This window comes from Blastomonas sp. CCH1-A6 (genome assembly GCF_001556365.1).
Classification (GTDB): domain Bacteria; phylum Pseudomonadota; class Alphaproteobacteria; order Sphingomonadales; family Sphingomonadaceae; genus Blastomonas; species Blastomonas ursincola.
In genome coordinates this window covers 1-24,825 of sequence record NZ_LSIS01000540.1, presented here as the reverse complement: position 1 = coordinate 24,825, position 24,825 = coordinate 1, and the positions used below count along the sequence as shown (strand labels likewise).

Below are 24,825 nucleotides of genomic sequence, written 5' to 3'. Positions count from 1 at the left end.
GCAGGCGCGCAAGCAGGGCGGCATCGGCGATGCGGTTCGTCTGGCACCGCTGGTGCTGCTGCCGCCGCGCGACTGGCTGTTCGAACGCTGCGATCGCAGGTTCGCCGCCATGCTGGACTCGGGCGCGGTCGAGGAGGTCGAGGCATTGCTGGCGCGCGGACTCGATGGCGATCTGCCGGTGATGCGCGCGATCGGCGTGCCCGAAATTGCCGGGCTGTTGCGCGGAGAACTGACGCGCGAGGCTGCGCTGGCCGCAGGCCAGCTTGCCACCCGCCAATATGCCAAGCGGCAATATACCTGGTTCCGCAACCAGCCGCCGGAGAGCTGGCAACGGTATACGAAGCCATATTCGGATAACGATGGGCTGGATTTTGATATTTTATTTCTCATTTAGCTGTTGACACGGCATTTTATGTCGCATAGATCGGCCTCGTCAGGCGTTGCTGCCAGCGCCCTTCTGACACGTCGCATATTCACCCTGCCCGGCGCGGCCCGTCTGCGCCGGGTGCTTTTTTGCTGAGGGCAGGGATGCGGCACCCAAGGCAGCATATGGTTTTGCAACATCGGCCCAGCTTGTCTAAGCGGGCTGCGGTTTAACGACGAAGTAAGGCTTGCATCATGGCCGAATTGAGCGGCGCGCAGATATTGGTTGAAACGCTGGTCGAACAGGGCGTCGAAGTGATCTTCGGCTATCCTGGCGGCGCGGTACTGCCGATTTACGACGCGATTTTCGGCCATCCCTCGCTGCGCCACATTCTCGTCCGGCACGAACAGGCCGCCGCCCACGCCGCAGAGGGCTATGCCCGCGCCACCGGCAAGCCGGGCGTCGTGCTCGTCACCTCGGGCCCCGGCGCGACCAATGCGGTCACCGGCATCACCGATGCGCTGATGGATTCGATCCCGATGGTCGTCATCACCGGCCAGGTCGCGACCACGCTGATCGGCACCGATGCGTTCCAGGAAGCCGACACCATCGGCATCACCCGCCACTGCACCAAGCACAATTATCTGGTGAAGGACCCCGCCCGGCTCGCCTCGACGGTGCGCGAGGCCTTTCATATCGCCACTCAGGGCCGGCCCGGCCCGGTGCTGATCGACATCCCCAAGGACGTCCAGGTCGCGACCGCCGCGCATGATGGCGACACCCCTGCCCGCCCGAACATGCGCTATGCTCCGGTCAAGGCGGGCACGGCGGACGACATCGCCACCGCCGCGCAGATGATCGCTGAGGCGACAAGTCCGGTCATCTATTCGGGTGGCGGCGTCATCAATTCGGGACCGGAAGCGACGCAATTGCTGCGCCAACTTCAAGCGATGACCAATGCGCCGGTCACCTCGACGCTCATGGGCCTCGGCGCCTTTCCCTCCGAGCATCCCGACTGGCTGGGCATGCTGGGCATGCACGGCACCTATGAAGCCAATATGACGATGAACCGCGCGGACCTGATCATCTGCGTCGGCGCCCGCTTCGACGACCGCGTCACCGGCAGGCTCGATGCGTTCGCGCCCAATTCCAAGAAGATCCATATCGATATCGACCGCTCGTCGATCAACAAGACCGTGCGCGTCGATCTCGGCATTGTCGGCGATTGCGCCACCGTGCTGCAGCAGATCATCGACCAGCTGGATGCGATCGGCCATTCCCCGCGCGACTTTTCCGAATGGAAGGCGCGGATCGCCGGATGGCGCACGCGCGAGTGCCTGGCCTATCCTGCCAACAAGAGCGAGATCATGCCGCAGCTGGCAATCGAGCGGCTCTATGCGCTGACCAAGGACCAGAGCCCGATCATCTCGACCGAGGTCGGCCAGCACCAGATGTGGGCCGCGCAATATTTCCGCTTCGAACAGCCGAACAAGTGGCTGACCTCGGGCGGGCTCGGCACCATGGGCTATGGCCTGCCCGCCGCGATCGGCGCGCAGCTCGGCTGCCCTGACGCGCTGTGCATCGACATTGCCGGCGAAGCCTCGATCCAGATGAACATCCAGGAACTGGGCACCGCGACGCAATATCGGCTGCCGGTCAAGATCTTCATCCTCAACAACGAATATATGGGCATGGTGCGCCAGTGGCAGCAGCTGACCTATGAAAGCCGCTATTCGGAAAGCTATTCCGACGCGCTGCCCGATTTCGTCGCGCTCGCCGAGGCCTATGGCTGGAAGGGCATCCGCATTTCGGACGAAAGCGAGCTCGACAGCGGCATCCAGGCGATGATCGATCATCCGGGCCCCGTGATGGTCGACTGCCGCGTCGCCAAGCTTGCCAACTGCCTGCCGATGATCCCTTCGGGCGCGGCCCATACCGACATGATCCTCTACGGCGATGAAGTCGCCGGGACGATGGAAGACGAAGCGAAAGCCCTGGTCTGATGCATATCCGTGAAGCCGCGTCCGAGCGGCACGTCCTGACCGTCACGGTCGATAACGAGGCGGGCATCCTCGCCAAGATCGCGGGCATGTTCACCGCGCGCGGCTATAATATCGAAAGCCTGACGGTGGCCGATATCAGCGAGGACCATGCGACAAGCCGCATCACCATCGTGACGGTGAGCCCGCCTGCAGTGATCGACCAGATCATTGCCCAGCTCGACCGGCTGGTCGCGGTGCACCGCGTCGCGGACCTCACCGAGCTCGGCCCGCATGTCGAGCGCGAGCTGGCGCTGATCAAGGTGGCAGGCGTGGGCGAACATCGCATCGAGGCGCTGCGCCTGGCGGACATCTTCCGCGCGCGCCCGGTGGATACCAGCACCAACAGCTTCGTCTTCGAAATTTCCGGATCGGTCGAGAAGATCAACCAGTTCATCGCGCTGATGCGCGAGGTCGGGCTGGTCGAGGTCGCCCGCACCGGCGTGGTCGCCATGACCCGGGGGGCCGTGGCGGGGTAACGAATTTTTGCAACACATCGTCGCCCCCGTGCAGGCGGGGGTCCCGCTTCTGCACCCTTGAGCGGGATTCCTGCTTTGGCGGGAGGGACGAACAGATTTGGAAATGGGGAAAGAACATGCGCGTTTATTATGATTCCGACTGCGATCTGAAGCTGATCCAGGACAAGAAGATCGTCATCGTCGGCTATGGCAGCCAGGGCCATGCCCATGCGCAGAACCTGCGCGACAGCGGCGTCAAGGATGTCGCGATCGCGCTTCGTCCCGGCAGCGCCACCGCCGCCAAGGCCGAAGGCGCGGGCTTCAAGGTGCTGAGCAACGCCGAAGCTGCCGCCTGGGCCGATATCGTGATGATCCTGGCACCCGATGAGCACCAGGCCGCGATCTATGCTGCCGATTATCACGACAACATGAAGCCCGGCGCGGCGCTGGCCTTCGCGCATGGTCTCAACATCCATTTCGGCCTGATCGAGGCGCGCGAGGACCTCGACGTGATCATGATCGCGCCCAAGGGCCCCGGCCATACCGTGCGCAGCGAATATGTGCGCGGCGGCGGCGTGCCCTGCCTGATCGCGGTCGATCGCGACGTGTCGGGCAATGCGCATGACATCGCGCTGGCCTATGCGAGCGGAGTCGGCGGCGGCCGCAGCGGCATCATCGAGACCAATTTCCGCGAAGAGTGCGAAACCGACCTGTTCGGCGAGCAGGCGGTGCTGTGCGGCGGCCTGACGCACCTGATCCAGGCCGGTTTCGAAACGCTGACCGAAGCCGGTTACGCGCCCGAAATGGCCTATTTCGAGTGCCTGCACGAGGTGAAGCTGATCGTCGACCTGATGTACGAAGGCGGCATCGCCAACATGCGCTATTCGATCAGCAACACCGCCGAATATGGCGACATCACCACCGGCCCGCGCATCATCACCAGCGAGACCAAGGCCGAGATGAAGCGCGTTCTGGAAGACATCCAGCAGGGCCGGTTCGTCAAGAATTTCGTGCTCGACAACCGTGCCGGGCAGCCCGAGCTCAAGGCTGCGCGCAAGCTCGCCGCCGCGCACCCGATCGAGAAGACCGGTGCCCAGCTGCGCGCGATGATGCCGTGGATCGGCGCGAACAAGCTGGTGGACAAGGCCAAGAACTGAGCCTTTGCCCATCAACGCGTTTTTCGAGGAACAGGCTGCACAGCTCGACTCCCTGAAAAGGGGGTCGAGGCTGCGCAGCCTCGCGCCGCGATCGGGCAAGGACTTCGCCTCGAACGACTATCTGGGCCTTGCCGGCTCCACGCTGCTGCACGATGCGCTGCGTGAGGGCATGGCGCTCGGCCTGCCCGCAGGCTCGGGCGGGTCGCGGTTGCTGCGCGGCAACCACCCGGCGCACGAGGCGCTCGAGGCCGAGGCCGCCGCGCATTACGGCACCGAAGCGGCGCTGTTCATGGCGACGGGTTTTGCTGCCAATGCCGCGATCTTCGCCACCCTGCCCCAGCGTGGCGACCTCGTGATCTACGACGCGCTGATCCACGCATCGGCGCATGACGGCATGAAGCTCGGCCGCGCCGAGACGCGCGCCGCGGCGCACAACGACCCCCAGGCGTTCGACGATGCCATCACCGCCTGGCGCGCTTGCGGAGGCACGGGTCGCGCATGGATCGCGGTCGAGAGCCTGTACAGCATGGACGGCGACCGCGCACCGCTCGGCGATCTCGCGCAAGTCGCCGCTCGGCACGAAGCCATCCTGATCATCGACGAGGCGCATGCGACCGGGGTTTTCGGCACCGGCGGACGCGGCCTCGCCGAGGCGCTGGCCGACCAGCCGAATGTCATCACGCTGCACACCTGCGGCAAGGCATTGGGCTGCGAAGGCGCGCTGATCTGCGCCCCCCGCGTCGCGATCGATTTCCTGGTCAATCGCGCACGTCCGTTCATCTTCTCCACCGCCCCTTCGCCGCTGGTCGCGCATATGGTGCGCAAGGCGATCGGCCTGGTGGCGAGCCATGACGACTGGCGCGAGGACCTGTTCGCGCGTGTGGCCGAAGCGCGCAGCCTGCTCGCCCCCCGGCTCGGCGCAGCCCCTGCCGACACGCAGATCCTGCCCGTCATCATCGGCGAGGATGCGCGCACGATGCGCATCGCCTCGGCCCTGCAGCGCCAGGGCTTCGATATTCGCGGCATCCGCCCGCCGACCGTACCGCAGGGCACCGCGCGCCTCAGAATTTCGATTACCCGCAACGTGACAAAGGGTGATATCGGCGCTCTCTGCGAATCACTCGACAGGATCATGATCCCCGCATGAAACCGCGATTTGTTGTGACAGGCACCGACACCGGAATCGGCAAGTCGGTGTTCAGTGCTGCGCTGACCCAGGCGCTTTCCGCTCGTTACTGGAAGCCCGTGCAATCGGGCATCGAGGACGAGACCGACACCCAGTTCGTCGAGCGCATGGCTCCGGGCTCCACGCTGCCCGAAGCCTGGCGGCTGGTGAGCCCGCTTTCGCCGCACCGCTCGGCCGAGATCGACGGCGTCACAATCGACACCGCTGCGCTCACCCCTCCGCATGTCGATGCGCCGCTGGTGATCGAAGGCGCGGGCGGTGCGCTGGTGCCGGTAACGCGGCAGGTGCTCTATGCCGATATCTTCGCGCGCTGGCAGATCCCGGTCATCGTCTGCGCGCGTACCGCCTTGGGCACGATCAACCACAGCCTGATGACGGTCGAGGTGCTCAAGGCGCGCGGCGTGCCGATCCATGGCATCGCGTTCATCGGCGAGCCGATACCCGACAGCGAGATGACCATCACGCAGATGTCCGGCATCCGCCGCCTGGGCCGGCTCGACATGCTGCCCGAAATCACGCCCGAGGCGCTGCGCGCGGCGTTCGCCGCCGGGTTCGACCTCGCCGGTTTCGCATGAGCGATTCCCCGGTCTGGCATCCGTTCACCCAGCATGGGCTGGGTGAGGACATTCCGCTGATCGCGCGCGGGCAAGGCGCGCTGCTGCATGGCGCCGATGGCCGGACATGGATCGATGCGATCTCGAGCTGGTGGGTAACGACGCACGGCCATGCGCATCCGCGCATCATGGCCGCGATCCGCGAGCAGGCGGAGCGGCTCGACCAGATCATCTTTGCCGGATGGACGCACGAACCGGCAGAGACGCTGGCGCGCGGTCTGACCGCGATCATGCCCGAGGCACTGACCCGCGTGTTCTTCAGCGATTCAGGGTCGACTGCGGTCGAGGTCGCGCTGAAAATGGCGCTCGGCTATTTCCACAACCGGAAAGAACCGCGCCAGGGCATCATCGTGATGGAGCACAGCTATCACGGCGACACCATCGGCGCGATGTCGGTGGGCGCGCGCGGCGTGTTCAACCGGCCCTATGCGCCGCTGCTGTTCGACGTGACCAGCATCCCCTTCCCCGCGACCGGGGCCGAACAAACGACGCTCGACGCGCTCGAGGCCGCGTGCCGGGCGGGCGCGGCGGCGTTCATCGTCGAGCCGCTGGTGCTGGGCGCAGGGGGTATGCTGTTCTACCCGCCCCAGGTCCTGTCCGAAATGGCCGCGATCTGCGCCCGTCATGACGTGCTGTTCATCGCCGACGAGGTGATGACCGGCTGGGGCCGCACTGGCAGCCTGCTCGCCTGCGAACAGGCAGGCGTGGTGCCCGACATAATGTGCCTGTCCAAGGGATTGACCGGCGGGGCCGTGCCGCTGGCCGTCACCATGGCGCGCGAGGATATCTTCATGGCGCATTGGTCGCAGGACCGCGCCGACTGCTTCTTCCATTCGAGCAGCTATACCGCCAACCCGATCGCCTGCGCGGCGGCGGTGGCCAACCTTTCCATCTGGCGCGACGAGCCGGTGCAGGCGCGGATCGTCGGGCTTGCCGCGATGCAGGCCTCCGAGCTGACCGCGATCGCATCACATCCCAAGGTCGAAAGCACGCGCCAGTGCGGCACAATCGCCGCGTTCGATCTTGCTGCCGATACCAGCGGTTACCTGTCGAACTGGGCGGTGCATCTGAACGCGTTCGGCAAGGCGCATGGCGTGCTGATCCGGCCGCTGGGCAACACCGTCTATGTCATGCCGCCCTATTGCATCACGGCCGAGCAGCTGAGCCATGTCTATGCCGTGGTGCGCGATGGCTTGGAGCGCAAAACGTAAACGCTGCGTTGCGCGGAACAATGATTGACTTGGGGGCCTCGGAGCCACAGTTTCCGGTTTCCTTCCCCTCCCAAGGAGTTCGTCATGCGCAAGACCCTCGCCATCCTCGCCCTCGCCGCCGCTGTCGCCACCACGCCGCTGATCGGCCAGGGCATGCAGCTGCCCGGCCAGAAGGACGCGTCGCGCGTCACTGCCGGTACCTACAAGACCGACCCCGGCCATTCGCTGATCGGCTGGGAAGTCAACCATTTCGGCTTCAACGACTATTTCGGCATTTTCGGCGATGTCGCCGGCACGTTGACCATCGACCCTGCCAACCCCAATGCCGCCAAGGTGGATGTGACCATCCCGGTTGCCAAGGTCACCACGGCAAGTGCCGGCCTCACCAGCCATCTGCTGCGCGCTGGCAAGGATGGCGGCAAGCCCGACTTCTTCGGCCCCGCGCCAGCTGATGCGCGCTTCGTCTCGACCAAGGTCGTCGCCAGCGGAATGACCGCCAAGATCACCGGCAACCTGACGCTGAACGGCGTGACCAAGGAAGTCGTGCTCGACGCCGAATTCACCGGCGCGGGGAACAACCCGTTCAACAAGAAGGCCACCATTGGCTTCGAAGCCGAAACCACGATCAAGCGCAGCGATTTCGGCATCGCCTACGCCCTGCCGATGGTGAGCGACGAAGTCGAACTCGACATCAGCGTGGCGTTCGAGAAGCAGTAAGCTTCCACCTCCGCTCAGCCTGAGCCAGTCGAAGGCCCCGCGCCCGCTCAAGCGGGTTTGCGGGGCTTTTGGCTTGTCCGTCACCCCCGCGAAGGCGGGGGTCCCGCTATTCCGGTCGGCGTCCAACGAAAGCGGGATTCCCGCTTTCGCGGGAATGACGAAGGTAACTTTCGCGGGTCCTAACCCCCGAATTTCGCATCATCGGGAAAGCCCGGCCAGTTCTTGTCGCCCCTGGCGATGAAGCCGGGAATATCCTGCAGCCACTTGGCCTTCACTTCGGCGTTGAAGTTGAGATACAGCTTGCCGTCGACCACGCGCGATTGCAACGGATCGCCCGGCGCGAGATAGCCGCGCGCCATCGCCCAGGCGCAGTGCCCGCCATATTGCGGCGCGTAATGCGCGGGGTCCGCCTGGAATTTCGCGGCATTTTCGGCATTGGCGAAATGGTACACGGCATTGCCATGTCGCACCGCGAATTCGGCCGAGCCCTTGGCGGGCGTTCCGTCGCCGGTGAAATAGGACACGGCATCATAGCCGCCGACCGCGACATCGCCCTGCAGCCCGGTATAGACCGGTCCGGCCAGAGCTGCGCTGCCCATCGCAAGGCTGGTGGCAGATAGCGAGAGGGCGAGCGCCGTCATCATGTGTTTCATCGCTGGGATACCTTTCGGATAAGGGAATGGCCTGCGGTTCGCCTGAAGCGCGGCTCAGGTTTCATCACCCGGCAAATGATTTTTTTATTGCGCTTGCGCCCCATTTGACGCAATGACGCATCCGAAATGATGCCCAGCGCCCTCCTTCTTGGTCTGCGACTTACGCGCCCTTAGGCGCGGCTGACCTTGTGCGCGCCGCAACGGCGTGCCCCGCGCCTAAGGGCTTTTCCACCCCCGAAACACCAGTAGCCGGTTGCGCTCATGCCCCGGCCTGCCTATCGCACAGCCATTCAGACAGGGCGCTTCTCTCATGCCGATGCTTGACCATCCCTCGCAGAAATACAGGCCGTTCCCGCGCGTCGACCTGCCCAACCGGACCTGGCCCGATGCGGTCATCACCGCCCCGCCGCGCTGGCTTTCCACCGACATGCGCGACGGCAACCAGGCGCTGATCGATCCGATGGACGGCGCCAAGAAGCAGCGCTTCTTCGACCTGCTGGTCAAGATCGGCCTCAAGGAGATCGAGGTCGGTTTCCCCTCCGCCGGCGAGACCGAGTTCAACTTCATCCGCGGCCTCGTCGATGGCGGCAAGATCCCGCAGGATGTCACCGTGCAGGTGCTCACCCAATCGCGCCGCGACCTGATCGAGCGCAGCTTCGAGAGCCTGGCCGGCGTGCACCGCGCCATCGTTCACCTGTATAACGCCGTGTCCCCGGCCTGGCGCGAGATCGTGTTCGGGCTCGACCGTGCGGGCGTGAAGGCGATCGCAGTCGAGGGCGCGAACATCCTCAAGGAACAGGCAGCGAAATACCCTGAGACCGACTGGCATTTCGAATACAGCCCAGAAACCTTCTCCACCGCCGAGCTCGATTTCAGCCTGGAGGTGTGCGAGGCAGTGATGGAGGTGCTGCAGCCGACGCCGGAAAAGCCGCTGATCCTCAACCTCCCCGCGACGGTCGAGGCCGCAGGGCCGCATATCTATGCCGACCAGATCGAATGGATGTGCCGCCACATCAGCAAGCGCGATTGCGTCGTCATCAGCCTGCACCCGCATAACGACCGCGGATCGGGCATCGCGGCGGCCGAGCTCGGGCTGATGGCGGGCGCGGACCGGATCGAGGGCTGCCTGTTCGGCAATGGCGAGCGCACCGGCAATGTCGATCTCGTGGCGCTCGGCCTCAACATGTACACGCAGGGGCTGCACCCCGGCCTCGATTTCTCGGACATGGACGAGATCGTCAAGACGGTCGAATATTGCAACCAGCTGAAAGTGCCCGAGCGGCACCCCTATGCGGGCGAGCTGGTGTTCACCGCCTTTTCCGGCAGCCATCAGGATGCGATCAAGAAGGGCTTTGCCGCGCAGGAAAAGCGCAACGACCAGATCTGGGCGGTTCCCTATCTGCCGCTCGACCCGGCGGATATCGGCCGCAGCTACGAGGCGGTGATCCGCGTCAACTCGCAGTCGGGCAAGGGCGGCATCGCCTGGGTGCTCGAACAGGACCAGGGGCTCAAGCTGCCCAAGCGGCTCCAGGCCGATTTCAGCAAGACCGTGCAGGCGCTCGCCGATGCGAAGAGCGTCGAGCTGAGCTCTGCAGATATCTGGCAGGCGTTCCAGCAGCGCTATCATCTCGATGGCACCGGCAAGTACCGGCTGGTCGATTACGAGGAGCGCAAGGCGGGTGCCGACCGGCTGTTCGTCGGGCGCATCTTGGCGAACGGACAGGAAATCCCGGTCAGCGGGCGCGGCAATGGCCTGATCTCGGGCGTGGTCGACGCGCTGTCCTCGGCGCTGGGCATCGCGATCGACATTGCCGATTATCGCGAGCACGCCATCGGTTCGGGCTCCAAGGCGCGCGCAGCGGCCTATGTCGAATGCGCGATCGACGGCCGCTCGCCCTGCTTCGGGGTGGGCGTGGACGAGGATGTCGCGACGGCCTCGATCAAGGCGGTGCTGAGCGCGCTCGAGGAGTTGTAGAGCAACGTCAAGTCCTCCCCGACCTCGTCTCGGGGAGGATTTTGCACTTCCAAACCCATCCCCAATCAAAACTTAATTGGCCGCTTAATTGCCTCTGGACACCAACGAAACCCAGGTTAATGTCCCCGCCATGACCATGCCATCTCCGCTTTGCGACAACCTGCGCCTGCCCGTGATCGGGTCGCCGCTGTTCATCATTTCCGGGCCGGAGCTCGTCATTGCCCAGTGCAAGGCGGGCGTGATCGGCTCGTTCCCGGCGCTCAATGCGCGGCCCCAGGCACAGCTTGACGAGTGGCTGCACCAGATCACCGAGGAACTGGCCGAGTATAACCGCGCCAACCCGGACAAGCCCGCCGCACCCTTTGCGGTCAACCAGATCGTCCACAAGTCGAACGACCGGCTCGAAGCCGACCTGATGACCTGCGCCAAGTGGCAGGTGCCGATGATCATCACATCGCTCGGTGCGCGCGAGGACCTGAACAAGGCGGTGCACGACTGGGGCGGTATCACCATGCACGACGTGATCGACGACCGCTTTGCGCGCAAGGCGATCGAAAAGGGCGCCGACGGCCTGATCCCCGTTGCGGCGGGCGCTGGCGGACATGCTGGCACCATCTCGCCCTTCGCGCTGATGCAGGAAATTCGCAGCTGGTTCGATGGACCCATCGCGCTGTCGGGATCGATCGCCTGCGGTGCCTCGATCCTCGCCGCGCAGGCGATGGGCGCGGACTTCGCCTATATCGGTTCGGCCTTCATCGCCACCGAAGAGGCGCGCGCCACCGACGGCTACAAGAACGGCATCGTCGAAGGCCGGGCGGCGGACATCGTCTATTCGGACCTGTTCACCGGCGTGTCGGGCAATTACCTGCGCCAGTCGATCGTCAATGCCGGGCTCGATCCCGACAATCTGCCCAAGGGCGATTACAGCACGATGAACTTCGGATCGGGCGGCAATACCGAAGCCAAGGCGTGGCGCGACATCTGGGGCAGCGGCCAGGGCATCGGCGCAGTCGGCAAGGTCGATACGGTCGCCGACATGGTCGCCCGCCTCACCGCCGAATACCAGGCCGCCAAGGCCTCTCTACTGGCGCGGACGAATTATTGATCGCACACCCGGCAATTCATCTGCCGGTCAGCATTGGCTCTATTAGTATAGCTCCCGTGGTGTTCATTCAGCACGGGAGTTTTTATATGCGGGTCGCTTGCAGTTTCATCATTCCGACACTGGTTCTTGCTTCTCCTGCCCTGGCCAAGGCCGGGCCTTCGCTCCCGGACGAGCTGGTTCTCTCCGGCGACAACATCATCGATGTCACGATCAACGGCCAGCCGCTGCGGCTGGAGGTGCGACCCGAGGCCGCCGAAGCGCCCACGCTCAACGCCGATGTCGCTGCGAAGCTTGGCCTCAAGCCGGGCATGCTCGCGTTTCGCAGCATGGTGGGGCCCGAAAAGATCAATGGCAACTCGTCGGTCCACCGGGTCGATTATGGCGCGGGCGAGAAGAAGCAGCGCATCTTCTGGACCGATCGGCAAAGCTCTACCATCGCCGATGGCACGATCAGTCCGGCTTCGCTGCCGTACAAGAAGGTCACTTTCCGGCTCGGCGAAGCGGGTCCCGGGGCAAGCGACATCAGCCTTCCGCTCGACAATTTCGGCTTTCTTGGGCGCCTGGGTGTCGGCACGACCTTGAACCTTGCTGACGAGAAGGTGCGCTTCCAGTTCAGCCTCGCCCGCGACGAGACTCTGGTCAGCGCGCCCACCGGCAACTGGCTCGCGCAGTATCGCGGCGGCAAGTTCACCGGCCAGCCGCGCCAGACGCTGATCTTTTACGGCATCCAGCGCCCCACCCGCGAAATGACCCTGGCCCAGCCCATCGCGCTGGGCTCGCGCCAGCTTGTTACCGCCGATGTGCGCTACAGCGATTATGGCGATGCCAGCGGCATTGCCGCGGCCGACCAGGCGAGTGCGGACTCGGACGAGATCGTCGTGGTGGGCGACAAGAAGCGCGATGTCGATCTGCGCATCGTCGCCGGGCGCGCGTTCCTGAAAGGCTGCGCCAGCCTGACCTATGACATGCAGAAACGGACGCTGGGGCTGCGCTGCTGACCTTAAAGCGAGCGCTCGCCGGTCACCTCATAGGCGGTGATCGTGCGGTCGTGGATGCCGTGCGCCGCGCTGGCGGCTCGCCATTCGGCCATGTGCGCGCTCGCCGCGTGCGCCTTCAGCGCATCCTCATCCGCCCAGGATTCGCTGACACGCACCATGCCGGGCTCGACCACGTCGAACGAGAAGGCATAATGGCCGCAGCCCGGTTCTGCCCGGCTGAGCGCGATCATCTTCGCCATAGCGGGCTTCACTGCCTCGATCTGGTCGAGCGGAAAGCGATAGAAACCGGCGATGACGATCATGACGAAGCTCCTCAGATCTCGAGCTGGCTGCCCAGTTCGACCACGCGGTTCGAGGGCAGGTTGAAGAATTCCATCGGGCTCGCCGAATTGCGCAGCATCCAGGCAAAGATCTTCTCGCGCCAGACCGGCATGCCGGGCCGCTCGGCGGTGAGCAGCGTCTGGCGCGACAGGAAGAAGCTGGTCTGCAGCATCTCGAACTTGCCGCCGCACAATTCCTTCACATCCTTGAGCGCGGCGGGAACGTCGGTCGACTGCATGAAACCATAGCGCAACACCATGCGGTAGAAGCCATGGCCCAGGTCCTCGACCTGGAAGCGGTTGGCGTCGGTGACATAGGGCACCTCCATGATCTGCACGGTCAGGATGACCACGCGCTCATGGATCACCTTGTTGTGCTTCATGTTGTGCAGCAGCGCGGTCGGCACCCCGGTGGTCGCCGAAGCCATGAAGATCGCGGTGCCCTTGACCCGAGTTGCAGAGCCCTGCGCGGACTTCACGAACACCTCGATCGGCAGCGCGCTCTCGATCATCGTCTCGCGCATCAGCTTGCGTCCGCGCGCCCAGGTGGTGAGCAGCGTGAAGGTGAACGCGCCGATGACCAGCGGGAACCAGCCGCCATCGGGGATCTTGGTGGCGTTGGCGAGGAAATAGGCGCCATCGACCACCACGAAGGTGACGATGATCGGGATCGCCATCCAGAGCTTCCATTTCCACATCGCGATCAGCAGCACCGCCATCAGGCAGGTGTCGATCAGCATCGCACCCGTCACCGCGATGCCATAGGCCGCAGCGAGGTTGCTCGAGCTCTGGAAGCTCAGCACCAGCAGGATCACCGCGACCATCAGCACCCAGTTGATCAGCGGAATGTAGATCTGGCCGCTTTCCGACGCGCTGGTGTGCTTGATCGACAGGCGCGGAATGTAACCGAGCTGGATCGCCTGATGCGTGATCGAGAACGCGCCCGAGATCACCGCCTGGCTGGCGATGAAGGTCGCGCCGGTCGCGAGCAGCACCAGCGGCAGGCGCAGCACATCGGGCGCAAGCAGGAAGAACGGGTTCCTGATCGTCTCGGCCGCGACCTCGGGCGACATGCCGATGATCATCGCGCCCTGGCCGAAATAGTTGATCAGCAGCGCGGGCATGACAAAGCCGAACCAGGAAAGGCGCAATGGTCCCCGCCCGAAATGGCCCATGTCCGAATAGAGCGCCTCCGCCCCCGTCACCGCGAGCACAACCGAGCCGAGCGCCAGAAACGCGAACCAGCCATCGTTGATGAAAAAACGGATCGCGAACCAGGGGTTCAGCGCGAGCAGAATTTCAGGGTTGAACACGATCTGGTACATGCCCAGCACCGCGATCGTACCGAAATACAGCACCATGATCGGCGCGAAGAGTGTGCCGATCTTTGCCGTTCCGCGCGACTGGATGAAGAACAGGAACACCAGCAGCCCCACCGCAATCGGCACGACCAGCGGCTGCAGACCGGGATTGACCACGGTCAGCCCCTCGACTGCCGAGAGCACCGAGATCGCCGGCGTGATCATGCTGTCGCCATAGAAAAGCGCGGTGGCGAACACACCGAGCAGGATCAGCAGCCAGCCATAGCTGGTCCGCCCGATGCTGCGCGAGATCAGCGCGACGAGGGCGAGACTGCCGCCCTGCCCCTTGTTGTCGGCGCGCATCAGGATGCTGACATATTGCACGCCGACGACCAGCGTCATCGACCAGAAGATCAGGCTGACGACGCCGAAGATGTGCTCGGCATCGGGCGTCAGCGGATGGTGGCCGGCAAAGGTCTCGCGAAAGGCATAGATCGGGCTGGTGCCGATATCGCCGAACACGATACCGATCGCGCCGAAGGCCAGTGCCGCGACCGAACTGCCCTTGCCATGGTCATGCCCGGGAGGCTGCATGCCCGGTTCCTCGGTTGCCGATCCGGCGGCGGGTGGCGCTATGGGCGCATCTGATGGTGAATCGCTGATCATCGGGCAATATGCGGGCGCTGCGGACCTTGCGATCGACCAGCGCTCATCGTCCCCTTTCGCCTATCGCCCATAGGGGCAATGGCAGGCGGATTAGCATGGCGCATGATGCAGTGCAATATAATCGCAATAGAGCGATTATGGCTTGTTTTCAGTAGCTTGACCGGGTTCTGCGACAGGCGGAACCGATCCGGGCATACCGGGCGCAGGCGCACCGTCCTGCTGAGCGATCAGGGCATCGATCCGGGCGAGTCGGCTCGTCAGGTCCTCGCGCCACTCGGCATCGGGCGGCGAACGCTCGAGAAGCTCCGCCCAGATGGCGCGTGCCTGCTGCAACTGGCCCGATGTCGCAAGGGCAAGACCCAGGAAAAACGGCGGTGCCGGATGATCGGGCGAGAGCGTCGCGGCCTTCTGATAGGCATATTGCGAGGCCGGGGTCAGCAGGCCGTTGCTGTGTCCGACCAGCGCATTGCCGAGCGCCACCCACAGGTCCGGGTCTTCGGGAAAGGTCTCAAGCCCCTTGCTCAGCGCGGTGGCGGCCGTGGCGAACTTGCCCTGGCGGCTCTGTGCATCGGCGAGCACCAGCCAGGCGCGGGCATCGCCGAAATTGCCGCCCATCTCGTCGCGCTGCTTGGCGAGGTCCTCGTCGAACATGCCGAGCTTCTCGACCGGCTCCTTGGGCGACCCGGCGAGCGAGGGCTGCCCCTGCCAGGCATAGCCCGCTATGCCGACGAACAATGCGGCACCTGCGAGTTCCCACGCCTTGCGCGGCATCTTGCCCAGCCAGATGAGCCCCGCCATGATCAGCAGCGCGAGCAGTCCCACGACGATCCAGGCCATCAGCTCTTGCCTCCTTGTGCCCTGGCGCGGGTGAAACGCTTGCGCACGATGATCGCGGCGAGGAGCAGCAGCACGACAGGCGCGGCGAACAGCGGCCAGGTCATGGTGGTCACGCGCGGCTCATAGGAGACCCAGTCGCCATAGCGTTCGATCAGCCAAGCGCGGATCGCCTCCGGGTCCTCGCCCCTCGCGATGCGCTCGCGCACCTGGTTGCGCATGTCGCCTGCCATCGGGGCATCGGAATCGGCGATCGACTGGCTCTGGCAGGTCAGGCAGCGCAGCGTCATCATCAGATCCTGCGCGGCCTTTTCCTTCGCCGGGTCCTCGAGCTGCTTGTAGGCGTACGGCGCGGGCGGGAGCGAGTCCTGGGCTGCTAAAGGCGCCGCCAGCGCGATCGACAGGAAGAGGACGAGAGCGCGGATCATTGCGCTTCCTTCAGCTTTTGTAGGATCATGGGCACCTGATCGGCGCGGATTTCGCCGATATGCTGATAGGTGATGATCCCCTTGCCGTTGATCACGAAGGTTTCGGGCACGCCCGAGGAGCCGAGATCGAACTGGATCTTGCTGACATCGTCGCGCCCGATCCGCGTATAGGGATTGCCGTTGCGCGCGAGGAACTGCTGCACGTCCGCGGTCCGATCGCGAATGGCGACCCCATCGATCTCGACGCCTGCCTTGGCGAGCTCAGCCAGCACCGGCGCTTCGGCGATGCACGGCACGCACCAGCTGGCGAACACGTTGAGCAGCTTGGGCTTGCCGCCGGTAAAATCGGCCTTGGCCAGCGCCGGACGATCGGGCACGGCCTGGGGCAGATCGAAATCAGGAAGCGGCTTGCCGATCATCTGCGAGGCGATGGTGCGATCGCCAGGCGCGATCAGCCCCGATGCGAACACCGCGAACAGCAGGCCGAACAGGGCCAGCGGCAACCAGATCGCCCAATGTTTCATGCGAGCGCTTCCTGGCCCCCGGCAGCAGGCTTGGGCGCGGCGGGTTCGCTTGCCGGCTCGAGCTCGGGCTCGCCCTTGCGGCGCAGGTCGCGCGCGGTGCGGCCGACCAGCGACAGCACGCCGCCCAGCCCCACGAGCAGGCCGCCATACCAGATCAGCGGAACGAACGGCTTCCACCACAGCCGCAGCTGCCAGCGGCCGTCATCGCCCTCTTCGCCGAGCACGGCGTAAAGCTGGCCATTCCAGCGCGTGAGCAAAGCCGCCTCGCTCGTCGCGGTGGGCGGCGAGGCGAACATGCGCGCCTGCGGGTTCAGCACGGTCTGGACATTGCTGTCGCCATAGCGCGCCACCAGACGCGCCTCGAGCGCGGTCCAGTTGGCTCCGGCGATCGGCCTGACGCCCTGCAGTTCGATCGTCCAGGGGCCGACGGTATGGCTCTGCCCGATCTCGCTCGCCACGAGCTTTTCGGTGTTGAACGCGCTTTCGGACGCCATGCCAGCGAGCGCGACAGCGATGCCGAGATGCGCGATGACCATGCCCCAGATATGCGCAGGCGTGCGGCGCAGATTGCGCTTCCACAGCGGCAGCACGCTCGCCACGGCAAGGCCAGCGGCGAAGACCAGGCCGAGCAGCGGCAGCACGCCGATATCGCCGCCGAACACCACCACCAGCGCCAGCGTTCCGGCGGCCACCAGCGCGGGCACGGCGAGCAGATTGGCGAGCTTGCGACCGTTATCCTGCCGCCAGCGCATCAGCGGACCCGCCGCCATGATAACCAGCATCGGGAACACGAAGATTGCGCTCACCGGGTTGAAATAGGGCGGGCCGACCGAAACCTTGGTGCCGAACGCCTCGGTCACCAGCGGGTAGAGCGTGCCCATCAGCACGATGCCCAGAATGCCGACCAGCAGCACGTTGTTCATCACCAGCGAGCCTTCGCGGCTGAACAGATGGAATTTCGCGCCCTCGGTCACCGTCGAAGCGCGCAGCCCGAACAGGGCGAGCGCGCCGCCGATATAAATGGCCAGCAGCGTGAGGATGAAGCTGCCGCGCTCGGGATCGACCGCAAAGGCGTGCACGCTCGTCAGGATGCCCGAACGCACCAGGAAGGTGCCGACCATTGACATCGAGAAGGCGACCACCGCCAGCATCACCGTCCAGGCCTTGAGCGCATTGCGCGTTGCCAGCACGCTGACCGAATGGAGCAAAGCGGTCGCCGCGAGCCAGGGCATCAGCGAGGCATTCTCGACCGGATCCCAGAACCACCAGCCGCCCCAACCAAGCTCGTAATAGGCCCACCACGAACCCGCGGTGATGCCGAGCGTCAGGAATATCCACGCGCCCATCACCCAGGGACGCATCGCGCGGGCGAAGGCAGGACCGACATCGCGGGTGATCAGCGCGCCGACCGCGAAGGAAAAGGCGATCGAGAGCCCGACATAGCCGATGTACAGCGTCGGCGGATGGAAGGCGAGGCCCGGGTCCTGCAGCAGCGGGTTGAGGCCATTGCCCTCGACCGGCGCGGGATTGAGCCGCTCGAACGGGTTCGACGAAAACAGCATGAAGGCGTAGAAGCCCAGGCTCACGAACGCCTGGCCCGCCAGCGTGGCGACCATCGTGCGCTCGTTGAGCCGCCGTTCGAGCAGCGCGACGAAACCGCCCGCCAGGCCCATCACGGTGACCCAGAGCAGCATCGAGCCTTCGTGATTGCCCCATGCCCCGGCGATCTTGTAGATCAGGGGCTTCAGGCTGTGGCTGTTCGCCGCGACCAGCTTGACCGACAGGTCGGTGCGCAAGAACAGCACGATCAGCAGCGCAAACGCGACCGCCACCAGCAGCCCCTGCACCACCGCGATCGGGCGCACAGCGCGCAGGAATTCTGCCCCGCGTGCGGTCAGCGCATAGCTGCCCAGGCCCAGCTGCAAGACCGCCAGCGCGGCGGCAAGCCACAGGATCGCAAGCGCGATTTCGGCAATCATGGCTGCTGCACCGTTCCGCCGAGCTTCTTGACATCGGCCTTGGTCATGTCGCGCATCTCGCGCGGCACGTAATTCTCGTCATGCTTGGCGAGGAGGTTGTCGGCGACGAACTGGCCCGAGGCGTTCATCCGGCCTTCGGCCACGACTCCCGATCCTTCGACGAACAGGTCGGGGGTGATGCCGGTAAAGCGCACCGGCACCGTGCCCTTGCCATCCTCGACGATGAAATCGATCGTCACGCCATCGGCCTGTTTCTTGATCGAGCCTTTCTGCACCATGCCGCCCAGCCGGATCGCCTGGCCCGGCTCGACGCCCTTTTCGGCAATGTCGCCGGGGGTGTAAAAATAGCTCGCCTGGTCGCGCAGCGCATAGGCCGCGATCAGCCCGGCGGCGACGAGGCCGACCAGGGCGATGCAGATCAGGACGAGACGCTGGTGCTTGGCTTTCATGGGGTCGTTATCCGGTTCACTTGCGCTTGAGCGCATCCAGCCGCGCTTCTGCGCGTTTGAGCGCGAACCAGCAATAGCCGATCAGCCCGGCAGTGCCGGCAATGCCCAGCCCATAGGCCATGATGACATAGGTCCACTGGGTCATGCGGCCGCGAGCCTGCGCATGCGCGCCTCGATGCGGATATCGGCCAGCAGGGTGCGCATGCGCATCAGCACGATCGCGCCGAAGATCAACGAAAAGCCGATCACGGCCATACCGAGCGGCCAGAGAAAGGCAGGATCGATCGCCGACTTGCCGATCGAGATGCTCGCGGGCTGGTGCAGGCTGTTCCACCACACCACCGAGCGGTTGATGATCGGCACGTTGACCGCGCCGACCAGCCCGAAGATCGCGGCGACGCGCGACGTGCCGCCACGGCCCGCAGCCGCATCCTTCTGGCTGGCGTCGGCGAGCGCGATATAGCCCAGGTACAGGAAGAACAGCACCAGCATCGAGGTCAGCCGTCCGTCCCACACCCACCAGGTGCCCCAGGTCGGCCGTGCCCAGATCGATCCGGTCGCAAGGCACAAGGCGCAGAAAAATGCGCCGGGCACGGCAGAAGCGCGCGCCGCGATCCCGGCGAGCGGATGCCGCCAGACCAGCTCGACCAGGCTGGCAATCGCGATGCTGGTCCAGCCTGCCATTCCCAGCCAGGCGGCGGGCACGTGAATGTAAAGGATGCGCACCGTCTCGCCCATCAGCCGGTCGGCAGGCGCGTTGAACACGCCGAGGAACAGCGCGATGGCGACCATGATCAGCCCGGAAACCATGAACGCCGGGGTCAGCGGACGGGCGATGGACAGGAACCGCGTGGGATTGGCAAAACCGTGCATGAGCGAAGGTGCGTCAGCTTCCTAGCGCCGAGGCATATCGGCGTCATGCCCTTGTTGCCACGATGCCGCTGCAGCCTCAAGGGAATTTGCGTGCGGATGGGGGAGGGGATGCCAATGGGCCTTTGCCCGTCACCCCCGCGAAGGCGGGGGTCCCGCTTCTGTCGCAACCTGAAGCAAGAAAGCGGGATTCCCGCTTTCGCGGGAATGACGAAGGATCGGTCAGGTGTTGGGAATCAACCCCGCCCGATCAGCTTCTGCGCCATGCGGTCGGCGACGGTCGCGGGCGATTCGCCGGTGGTGCGGCTTTCCTGCCAGATGCCGGTCAGGCGCTGCGGAATGCCGGTGAGCCGCGCGTGCACTTCCTCGACCTGCGCGGTGCGACCTTCGGCCTGCGCGAAATATTCGAGCGCGACCGAGATGATGCCGCCGGCGTTGATCACATAATCGGGCGCATAGAGGATGCCGCGATCGATCAGCATGTCGCCATGGTGCGGCCGCGCGAGCTGGTTGTTCGCACCGCCCGCGACGATCGCGACATTGAGCTTCTCGATGCTTTCCGAATCGAGGATCGCGCCCAGTGCATTGGGGCTGAACACATCGGCCTCGACCTGCATGATGCGATCGGCGCTCACCGTCTCGGCGCCCAGCTCGTCGGCAAGCTTCTGCGCGCGATCGGCGTTGACGTCAGCGAGGGTCAGCTTCGCGCCCTCGGCCGCGAGCAGCCGGGCGAGGCCACCGCCGACGCTGCCGGTACCCTGCACCGCGATGCGCACGTCCTTCAGCCGGTCCGTGCCAAGCTTGAACGCGACCGCGGCCTTGACGCCCAGGAAGATACCCTTGGCGGTGAACGGCCCCGGATCGCCGCCAGCCGAACCCGCATCCTGCACCGGGAGGCCCGAGACGAACTTGGTGCGCTTGGAGATCGCGACCATGTCCGCATCCGACATGCCGATATCCTCCGCGGTGACATAGCGGCCGCCCAGCGCATCAATCGCGTCGCCGAACGCGGCAAGCATCTCGGGGGTCTTGCGGTTGTCGGCATCAGCGAGGATCACCGCCTTGCCGCCGCCCATCGGCAGGCCGGCCATGGCGTTCTTGTAGCTCATGCCACGCGACAGGCGCAGCGCATCGGTGATCGCACGGCCCTTGTCTGCATAATGCCAGAAGCGCGTTCCGCCGCCCGCCGGGCCAAGCTTGGTGGAGTGAATCGCGATGATCGCCGACAGCCCAGAGGCGCGGTCGTGCACATATTGCACCGCCTCATGCTCGTCGAAGTCCGGCAGATCCCAATAGCTTTGCACGCGCCTGTCTCCCCAAGGCTGGTCGCGCGGCAGGCCTTTTGAAAAAAGGCAAGGATTTCAAGAGCAGATGGGGCGACCGATGGGGTTCGAACCCACGACCTCCGGTACCACAAACCGGCGCTCTAACCAACTGAGCTACGGTCGCCACACACTGCTTACGCCACGCGGAGGCGTCCCTTAGGGGCGCGCGGGCGGGATCGTCAAGCGACGAAATCAAGGCGGTCGCTATGTTACAAACTGACCCTGCAATGCAAGGGAAAATACGGCAAAAATGCTTGTTGGCGAAATTAAATTAGTCCGACCAATTCACGGCTCGCCGATGCGGCGGCTGATGATGCGCGCAGGGGTCAGCTGCGCATCGAGCAGGCTGGTCTGCCGCCAGCGACTCTCTCCCTGCTGGATCACCAGATCGAGCTCGAACCAGCGGGTGACGATCTGCGGCTGCGATTCGATCTCGGGGCCGAAGGTCTGCGATTGCAGCGCCAGCGGCCGCCAGAAATCGGCGATGCGGGCATAGCCGAGCGGCGGGCGATCCGCGATCATGGTGCGGGCGCGTTCGAGCGGGATCTTGCCGGGCGCGAGCATCATGACCAGCGGTGCCTGTTCGGGCAGCAATGTGTTGACGTTGATCGGCGAGAGGATCGCATCGGGCAGCGCGCAGATCCACGGCTCCAGCCGCGCATAGAGCTGCGGCGTCATCCCGCGCAGCGCCTGGATCTCGCCCTTGTCGCCGAGCAGCCGCCCCGCAGTGCGATAGGGCGCATCGAGCTGCTGGTAGAACTGATCCTCCGCCCCGGCGGGCAGCGCGACCTGGTCGGTGTCGATCCAGTCGGCCAGCGCATCGGCCAGCCCCCGCGCCTCGTCCGATCCGACGCCCAGCGCCTGCATGAGACCTGCAAACTGGCCGATACCGACCGGGCGCGCGGCAAGGTCGCCCGGCTGGCCTGCAACCACCGAATTCAGGTTGAAGCAGTTGCCGCCGTCACGCACCGTCGCGGTCACCACCGCGCCCGATCCATCGTCGATCGGCAGCACATTGGGCTGGCCGATCCAGCCGCCGACATTGACCGTGCGCGCGGGGCTGAGATCGAGCTGGCGCTTGATCTCGCGCGCGGCGAACTGCTCCGCGCCCAGCGCGGCAAAGCGCGCCCGGTCCGCCGCATCGGCATTGGCGGCAAGCCGCACCGCGAGGTTCACCCGGTCGAGAATCAGCGTGGTGACGATCGCCATCACCGCGACCAGCAGCAGCACGCTGAGCAGCGCGATGCCGCGTTCGGACGGCTTGGGAAAGCGGTGCCCGCTCATCCGCCGCCGCCTGCGACCAGGAATTCGAAGGTCAGCGGCCGTGCGCCATTGCCCTGCTGCACCAGGGTGAGCTCGATCGCGATCGGCAGTTCGTCGGTGCGCTGCGGGCGCCATTCGGTCTGCCATACGCCCTGCTTGTCGCGAAAGCGCAGCCGCGCCTGCTCGATCCCTTCCAGGATCGCGACCGGCGCACCGGTCTTCGCGCCATCGGCCTTGGGCGCGATCGCGCGGGTCAATTGCCCATCGCTCAGCGCCCATTCGACGCGTTGCAGGCTCGAGCTTCCGGGCTGCGGATCGATCTGCGCAACTTGGCGCGCAAAGCCGAGCAGCAGGCCATCGCCGCTCATTAGCGCGACCCGGTCGCTGCCCAAGGCATCGCGCGACGGGCGCGGCAGCATTAGTGTCATGTCCTGCGCAAGAATCGCGGAGAAGCGCCGAAGGTCGCCCATCTCCTCGAGCCGCACCGCACTGCGCGCCTCGGCCTCGACGCTCTGGCGCAGCAGCACCACCGAGGCAGTGGCGATCATCCCGAAGATGAACAGCGCGACCATCATCTCGACAAGGGTGAAGCCGGATGATCGGTGCAACCCTAGCCCGTCATTCCCGCGAACGCGGGAATCCCGCTTCAAGCCTAGATCACAACCTTCTCCGCGTTCCCGAGCGAAGTCGAGGGACAAACGGAGGGAGGCATGATCTCGCCTGCTCACAAAACCGGCCTCAGCACGGTGAGCGTCACCTCGGGGCCCGTCCCCTGGCGCACCGCCAGATCGACCTTGAGCAGTTCGCCCCCTTCCAGCGCCGTCGCCGTCCGTCGCCAGGCGAAATTGCGGCCCGCGTTGCTGATCGTGCCCTGCGTGTCGCCGAGCGCGGGCGGGTTGGGATCGGTCAGCGCCTCGACCGCCAGATTGCGCACGGTGATCTCGCTGTACAACCGGCTGTCGAGCTCGGCGGCCTGCATCAGGCTCGCGCCCTGGAGCTTGATCAGCGCGAGCGCGGCGATCGAGAATACCGCCAGCGCGACCAGCATTTCCAGTAGGCTGAAGCCCGAGTCTCGGCGGGATGGGCGGGTGCGTCGCGGCATGGCCCGCCATTTAGCCGCCAACGCGACGCCGCGCCAGCCGTTTGCCGCTTGAATCGTCCCCCGATCGGCCGCTATTCGCAAGGCGGGGCAAGGCCGTAAGAGGCATGGGGACGATGAGCGATAGCGAGACAGCAAGCAACCAGTGCAACACCGCGGCGCTGGGCAAGGTTCCCGGCATCCAGAAGGTGCCGACGCCGCGCATGGAATTGTACATCCTGCGCAACTTCCTGACGCCCGAGGAATGCGCGCGCTTCGTCGAGAAGATCGATGCCGACCGCAGGCCGTCGACCATCGCCGATCCCAATGGCGACAATTATTTCCGTACCTCCGAAACCTGCGACATGCGCGCCGATGATCCCGAGGTTGTCGCGCTCGACGAGCGGCTGAGCGCGCTCTCGGGCATAGACCTGCAGTTCGGCGAGACGATGCAGGGCCAGCGCTATGCCGTGGGCCAGGAATTCAAGGCGCATACCGACTATTTCGAGCCGCAGGGCCAGGATTTCACGCGCTATACCACGGTCGGCGGCCAGCGGACCTGGACCTTCATGATCTATCTGAACGAACCCGAAGCGGGCGGCGCGACCCGGTTCAAGACCATCGGCAAGTCGATCCAGCCCGAGATCGGCAAGCTGCTCGCATGGAACAACCGCCGTCCCGATGGCAGCTGCAATCCGGCCACCATCCATCATGGCATGAAGGTGCGCGAAGGCACCAAATACGTCATCACCAAATGGTATCGCGAGAGGCCCTGGCGCCTGTGAGCGTCACCCGATACCGCCCCGGTCCCGCGATGCTGGTGACCGCGGCTTTCATCGGCCCCGGCACCGTTACCGCCTGTGCCAGTGCAGGCATAGGCTTTGGCTATGCGCTGCTCTGGGCGCTCGTCTTCGCGACCCTTGCCACGATCATCCTGCAAAACATGGCCGCGCGCGTCGCCATCGTCACCGGCCAGGGGCTGGCAGAGGCGATCCTGGAGGCGGCGGCAAATCCTGCGCTGCGCTGGACCATCGCGGCGCTGATCTTCGCCTCGCTCGCCATCGGCAATTCGGCCTATCAGGCGGGCAATATCAGTGGAACGGCGGCGGGCCTGAAGCTGCTGGGCGCAGGCACGCTCTCCCCTGCCCTGCTCGCCCTGGCGACCGGTCTGCTGGCGGCCGCGCTGGTGGTGATCGGTAAGCCGGCCTGGCTGGAAAAGCTGCTGATTGCGCTGGTGCTGGCGATGTCGCTCGCGTTCATAGGCGGCCTTGCGGTGATCCGGGTCGATTGGGGCGCGGTGCTGGCGGGGCT

Annotated in this window: 27 protein-coding genes, 1 tRNA gene and 1 pseudogene; 14 read left to right on the top strand and 15 right to left on the bottom strand. The window is 65.2% G+C overall.

Annotated features, from left to right (window positions below; translation table 11 throughout):
- The 8 genes and pseudogenes from AX735_RS23370 to AX735_RS23335 all read left to right on the top strand — a co-directional run.
- Positions 1-394 (top strand): annotated as a pseudogene (locus tag AX735_RS23370) (tRNA (adenosine(37)-N6)-dimethylallyltransferase MiaA); the annotation flags it as partial.
- A 224-nt stretch (positions 395-618) separates the two neighbouring features.
- Entirely contained in the window at positions 619-2,367 is a 1,749-nt protein-coding gene (gene ilvB / locus AX735_RS23365; RefSeq protein ID WP_066285048.1) for a biosynthetic-type acetolactate synthase large subunit, read from the top strand.
- A complete protein-coding gene (gene ilvN / locus AX735_RS23360) occupies positions 2,367-2,882 on the top strand; it encodes an acetolactate synthase small subunit (protein ID WP_066285043.1) in 516 nt (171 codons plus the stop codon). The genes ilvB and ilvN overlap by 1 nt, the downstream gene beginning before the upstream one ends.
- A gap of 116 nt (positions 2,883-2,998) precedes the next feature.
- Positions 2,999-4,018, top strand: a complete 1,020-nt coding sequence (gene ilvC / locus AX735_RS23355) for a ketol-acid reductoisomerase (protein WP_066285042.1) — start codon at positions 2,999-3,001, stop codon at positions 4,016-4,018.
- 4 nt (positions 4,019-4,022) lie between these two features.
- Positions 4,023-5,165: an 8-amino-7-oxononanoate synthase gene (locus tag AX735_RS23350; protein ID WP_446471858.1), complete on the top strand. Its 1,143-nt coding sequence runs from the start codon at positions 4,023-4,025 to the stop codon at positions 5,163-5,165.
- Positions 5,162-5,779: a dethiobiotin synthase gene (gene bioD, locus AX735_RS23345; RefSeq protein ID WP_066285041.1), complete on the top strand. Its 618-nt coding sequence runs from the start codon at positions 5,162-5,164 to the stop codon at positions 5,777-5,779. The genes AX735_RS23350 and bioD overlap by 4 nt, the downstream gene beginning before the upstream one ends.
- Positions 5,776-7,029, top strand: coding sequence for an adenosylmethionine--8-amino-7-oxononanoate transaminase (locus tag AX735_RS23340; protein WP_066285039.1), 1,254 nt, complete (start codon positions 5,776-5,778; stop codon positions 7,027-7,029). The genes bioD and AX735_RS23340 overlap by 4 nt, the downstream gene beginning before the upstream one ends.
- A gap of 84 nt (positions 7,030-7,113) precedes the next feature.
- Positions 7,114-7,746 carry a YceI family protein gene (locus AX735_RS23335; RefSeq protein WP_066285038.1) on the top strand — a complete coding sequence of 211 codons (633 nt, stop codon included), beginning with the start codon at positions 7,114-7,116 and terminating at the stop codon, positions 7,744-7,746.
- A gap of 179 nt (positions 7,747-7,925) precedes the next feature.
- On the opposite strand, the gene AX735_RS23330 is transcribed toward AX735_RS23335, so the two are convergent.
- Positions 7,926-8,399: a YHS domain-containing (seleno)protein gene (locus AX735_RS23330; protein ID WP_171007715.1), complete on the bottom strand. Its 474-nt coding sequence runs from the start codon at positions 8,397-8,399 to the stop codon at positions 7,926-7,928.
- Positions 8,400-8,709: 310 nt separating this feature from the next.
- Between AX735_RS23330 and leuA the strand changes: the two genes are divergently transcribed.
- The 3 genes from leuA to AX735_RS23315 all read left to right on the top strand — a co-directional run bounded on the left by leuA (position 8,710) and on the right by AX735_RS23315 (position 12,477).
- Positions 8,710-10,374: a 2-isopropylmalate synthase gene (gene leuA, locus AX735_RS23325; RefSeq protein WP_066285036.1), complete on the top strand. Its 1,665-nt coding sequence runs from the start codon at positions 8,710-8,712 to the stop codon at positions 10,372-10,374.
- A gap of 130 nt (positions 10,375-10,504) precedes the next feature.
- Positions 10,505-11,479 (top strand): NAD(P)H-dependent flavin oxidoreductase, encoded by a 975-nt coding sequence (locus tag AX735_RS23320; RefSeq protein WP_066285034.1) that lies wholly within the window; start codon positions 10,505-10,507, stop codon positions 11,477-11,479.
- Between the two features lie 86 nt (positions 11,480-11,565).
- Positions 11,566-12,477 (top strand): hypothetical protein, encoded by a 912-nt coding sequence (locus tag AX735_RS23315; RefSeq protein WP_066285033.1) that lies wholly within the window; start codon positions 11,566-11,568, stop codon positions 12,475-12,477.
- 2 nt (positions 12,478-12,479) lie between these two features.
- Here the strand turns inward: AX735_RS23315 and AX735_RS23310 are convergent, their stop codons facing one another.
- Both AX735_RS23310 and AX735_RS23305 read right to left on the bottom strand, forming a co-directional pair.
- A complete protein-coding gene (locus tag AX735_RS23310) occupies positions 12,480-12,779 on the bottom strand; it encodes a putative quinol monooxygenase (protein ID WP_066285029.1) in 300 nt (99 codons plus the stop codon).
- An 11-nt stretch (positions 12,780-12,790) separates the two neighbouring features.
- Positions 12,791-14,692: a potassium transporter Kup gene (locus AX735_RS23305; protein ID WP_099046467.1), complete on the bottom strand. Its 1,902-nt coding sequence runs from the start codon at positions 14,690-14,692 to the stop codon at positions 12,791-12,793.
- On the opposite strand from AX735_RS23305, the gene AX735_RS25455 reads away from it, so the two are divergent.
- Positions 14,691-14,837: a hypothetical protein gene (locus AX735_RS25455; RefSeq protein ID WP_156447592.1), complete on the top strand. Its 147-nt coding sequence runs from the start codon at positions 14,691-14,693 to the stop codon at positions 14,835-14,837. The genes AX735_RS23305 and AX735_RS25455 overlap by 2 nt on opposite strands.
- 62 nt (positions 14,838-14,899) lie before the next feature.
- Here the strand turns inward: AX735_RS25455 and AX735_RS23300 are convergent, their stop codons facing one another.
- The 12 genes from AX735_RS23300 to gspI all read right to left on the bottom strand — a co-directional run bounded on the left by AX735_RS23300 (position 14,900) and on the right by gspI (position 23,538).
- Positions 14,900-15,601, bottom strand: coding sequence for a tetratricopeptide repeat protein (locus AX735_RS23300; protein WP_066285028.1), 702 nt, complete (start codon positions 15,599-15,601; stop codon positions 14,900-14,902).
- On the bottom strand, positions 15,601-16,026 hold the full coding sequence (locus AX735_RS23295; RefSeq protein WP_066285025.1) for a cytochrome c-type biogenesis protein: 426 nt from the start codon (positions 16,024-16,026) through the stop codon (positions 15,601-15,603). Before AX735_RS23295 ends, AX735_RS23300 begins: the two co-directional genes overlap by 1 nt.
- Complete coding sequence (locus tag AX735_RS23290; RefSeq protein WP_066285023.1) at positions 16,023-16,550, bottom strand: DsbE family thiol:disulfide interchange protein; 528 nt, start codon at positions 16,548-16,550, stop codon at positions 16,023-16,025. The genes AX735_RS23295 and AX735_RS23290 overlap by 4 nt, the downstream gene beginning before the upstream one ends.
- On the bottom strand, positions 16,547-18,529 hold the full coding sequence (locus tag AX735_RS23285) for a heme lyase CcmF/NrfE family subunit (protein WP_066285021.1): 1,983 nt from the start codon (positions 18,527-18,529) through the stop codon (positions 16,547-16,549). Before AX735_RS23285 ends, AX735_RS23290 begins: the two co-directional genes overlap by 4 nt.
- Positions 18,526-18,978: a cytochrome c maturation protein CcmE gene (ccmE, locus tag AX735_RS23280; protein WP_060977243.1), complete on the bottom strand. Its 453-nt coding sequence runs from the start codon at positions 18,976-18,978 to the stop codon at positions 18,526-18,528. The genes AX735_RS23285 and ccmE overlap by 4 nt, the downstream gene beginning before the upstream one ends.
- 16 nt (positions 18,979-18,994) lie before the next feature.
- Positions 18,995-19,123 carry a hypothetical protein gene (locus AX735_RS27150; RefSeq protein WP_269454100.1) on the bottom strand — a complete coding sequence of 43 codons (129 nt, stop codon included), beginning with the start codon at positions 19,121-19,123 and terminating at the stop codon, positions 18,995-18,997.
- Positions 19,120-19,851: a heme ABC transporter permease CcmC gene (gene ccmC, locus AX735_RS23275; RefSeq protein ID WP_060977244.1), complete on the bottom strand. Its 732-nt coding sequence runs from the start codon at positions 19,849-19,851 to the stop codon at positions 19,120-19,122. The genes AX735_RS27150 and ccmC overlap by 4 nt, the downstream gene beginning before the upstream one ends.
- A 233-nt stretch (positions 19,852-20,084) precedes the next feature.
- Positions 20,085-21,152, bottom strand: a complete 1,068-nt coding sequence (locus AX735_RS23270) for a Leu/Phe/Val dehydrogenase (RefSeq protein ID WP_066285019.1) — start codon at positions 21,150-21,152, stop codon at positions 20,085-20,087.
- Positions 21,153-21,220: 68 nt separating this feature from the next.
- Positions 21,221-21,297, bottom strand: a tRNA-His gene (locus AX735_RS23265).
- A 161-nt stretch (positions 21,298-21,458) separates the two neighbouring features.
- The gene (gspK, locus tag AX735_RS23260) at positions 21,459-22,457 is read right to left on the bottom strand and encodes a type II secretion system minor pseudopilin GspK (protein WP_066285017.1); all 999 of its coding nucleotides are present in this window, start codon (positions 22,455-22,457) and stop codon (positions 21,459-21,461) included.
- Positions 22,454-23,044, bottom strand: coding sequence for a type II secretion system minor pseudopilin GspJ (gene gspJ, locus AX735_RS23255; RefSeq protein WP_137775330.1), 591 nt, complete (start codon positions 23,042-23,044; stop codon positions 22,454-22,456). The genes gspK and gspJ overlap by 4 nt, the downstream gene beginning before the upstream one ends.
- A 116-nt stretch (positions 23,045-23,160) precedes the next feature.
- Positions 23,161-23,538 (bottom strand): type II secretion system minor pseudopilin GspI, encoded by a 378-nt coding sequence (gspI, locus tag AX735_RS23250; protein WP_082751287.1) that lies wholly within the window; start codon positions 23,536-23,538, stop codon positions 23,161-23,163.
- Positions 23,539-23,651: 113 nt separating this feature from the next.
- On the opposite strand from gspI, the gene AX735_RS23245 reads away from it, so the two are divergent.
- Positions 23,652-24,299 (top strand): prolyl hydroxylase family protein, encoded by a 648-nt coding sequence (locus AX735_RS23245; RefSeq protein ID WP_066285011.1) that lies wholly within the window; start codon positions 23,652-23,654, stop codon positions 24,297-24,299.
- Positions 24,296-24,825, top strand: a 530-nt coding sequence (locus AX735_RS23240; protein ID WP_202189653.1) for a divalent metal cation transporter, incomplete at its 3' end; no start/stop codon positions are given. The genes AX735_RS23245 and AX735_RS23240, both read left to right, overlap by 4 nt.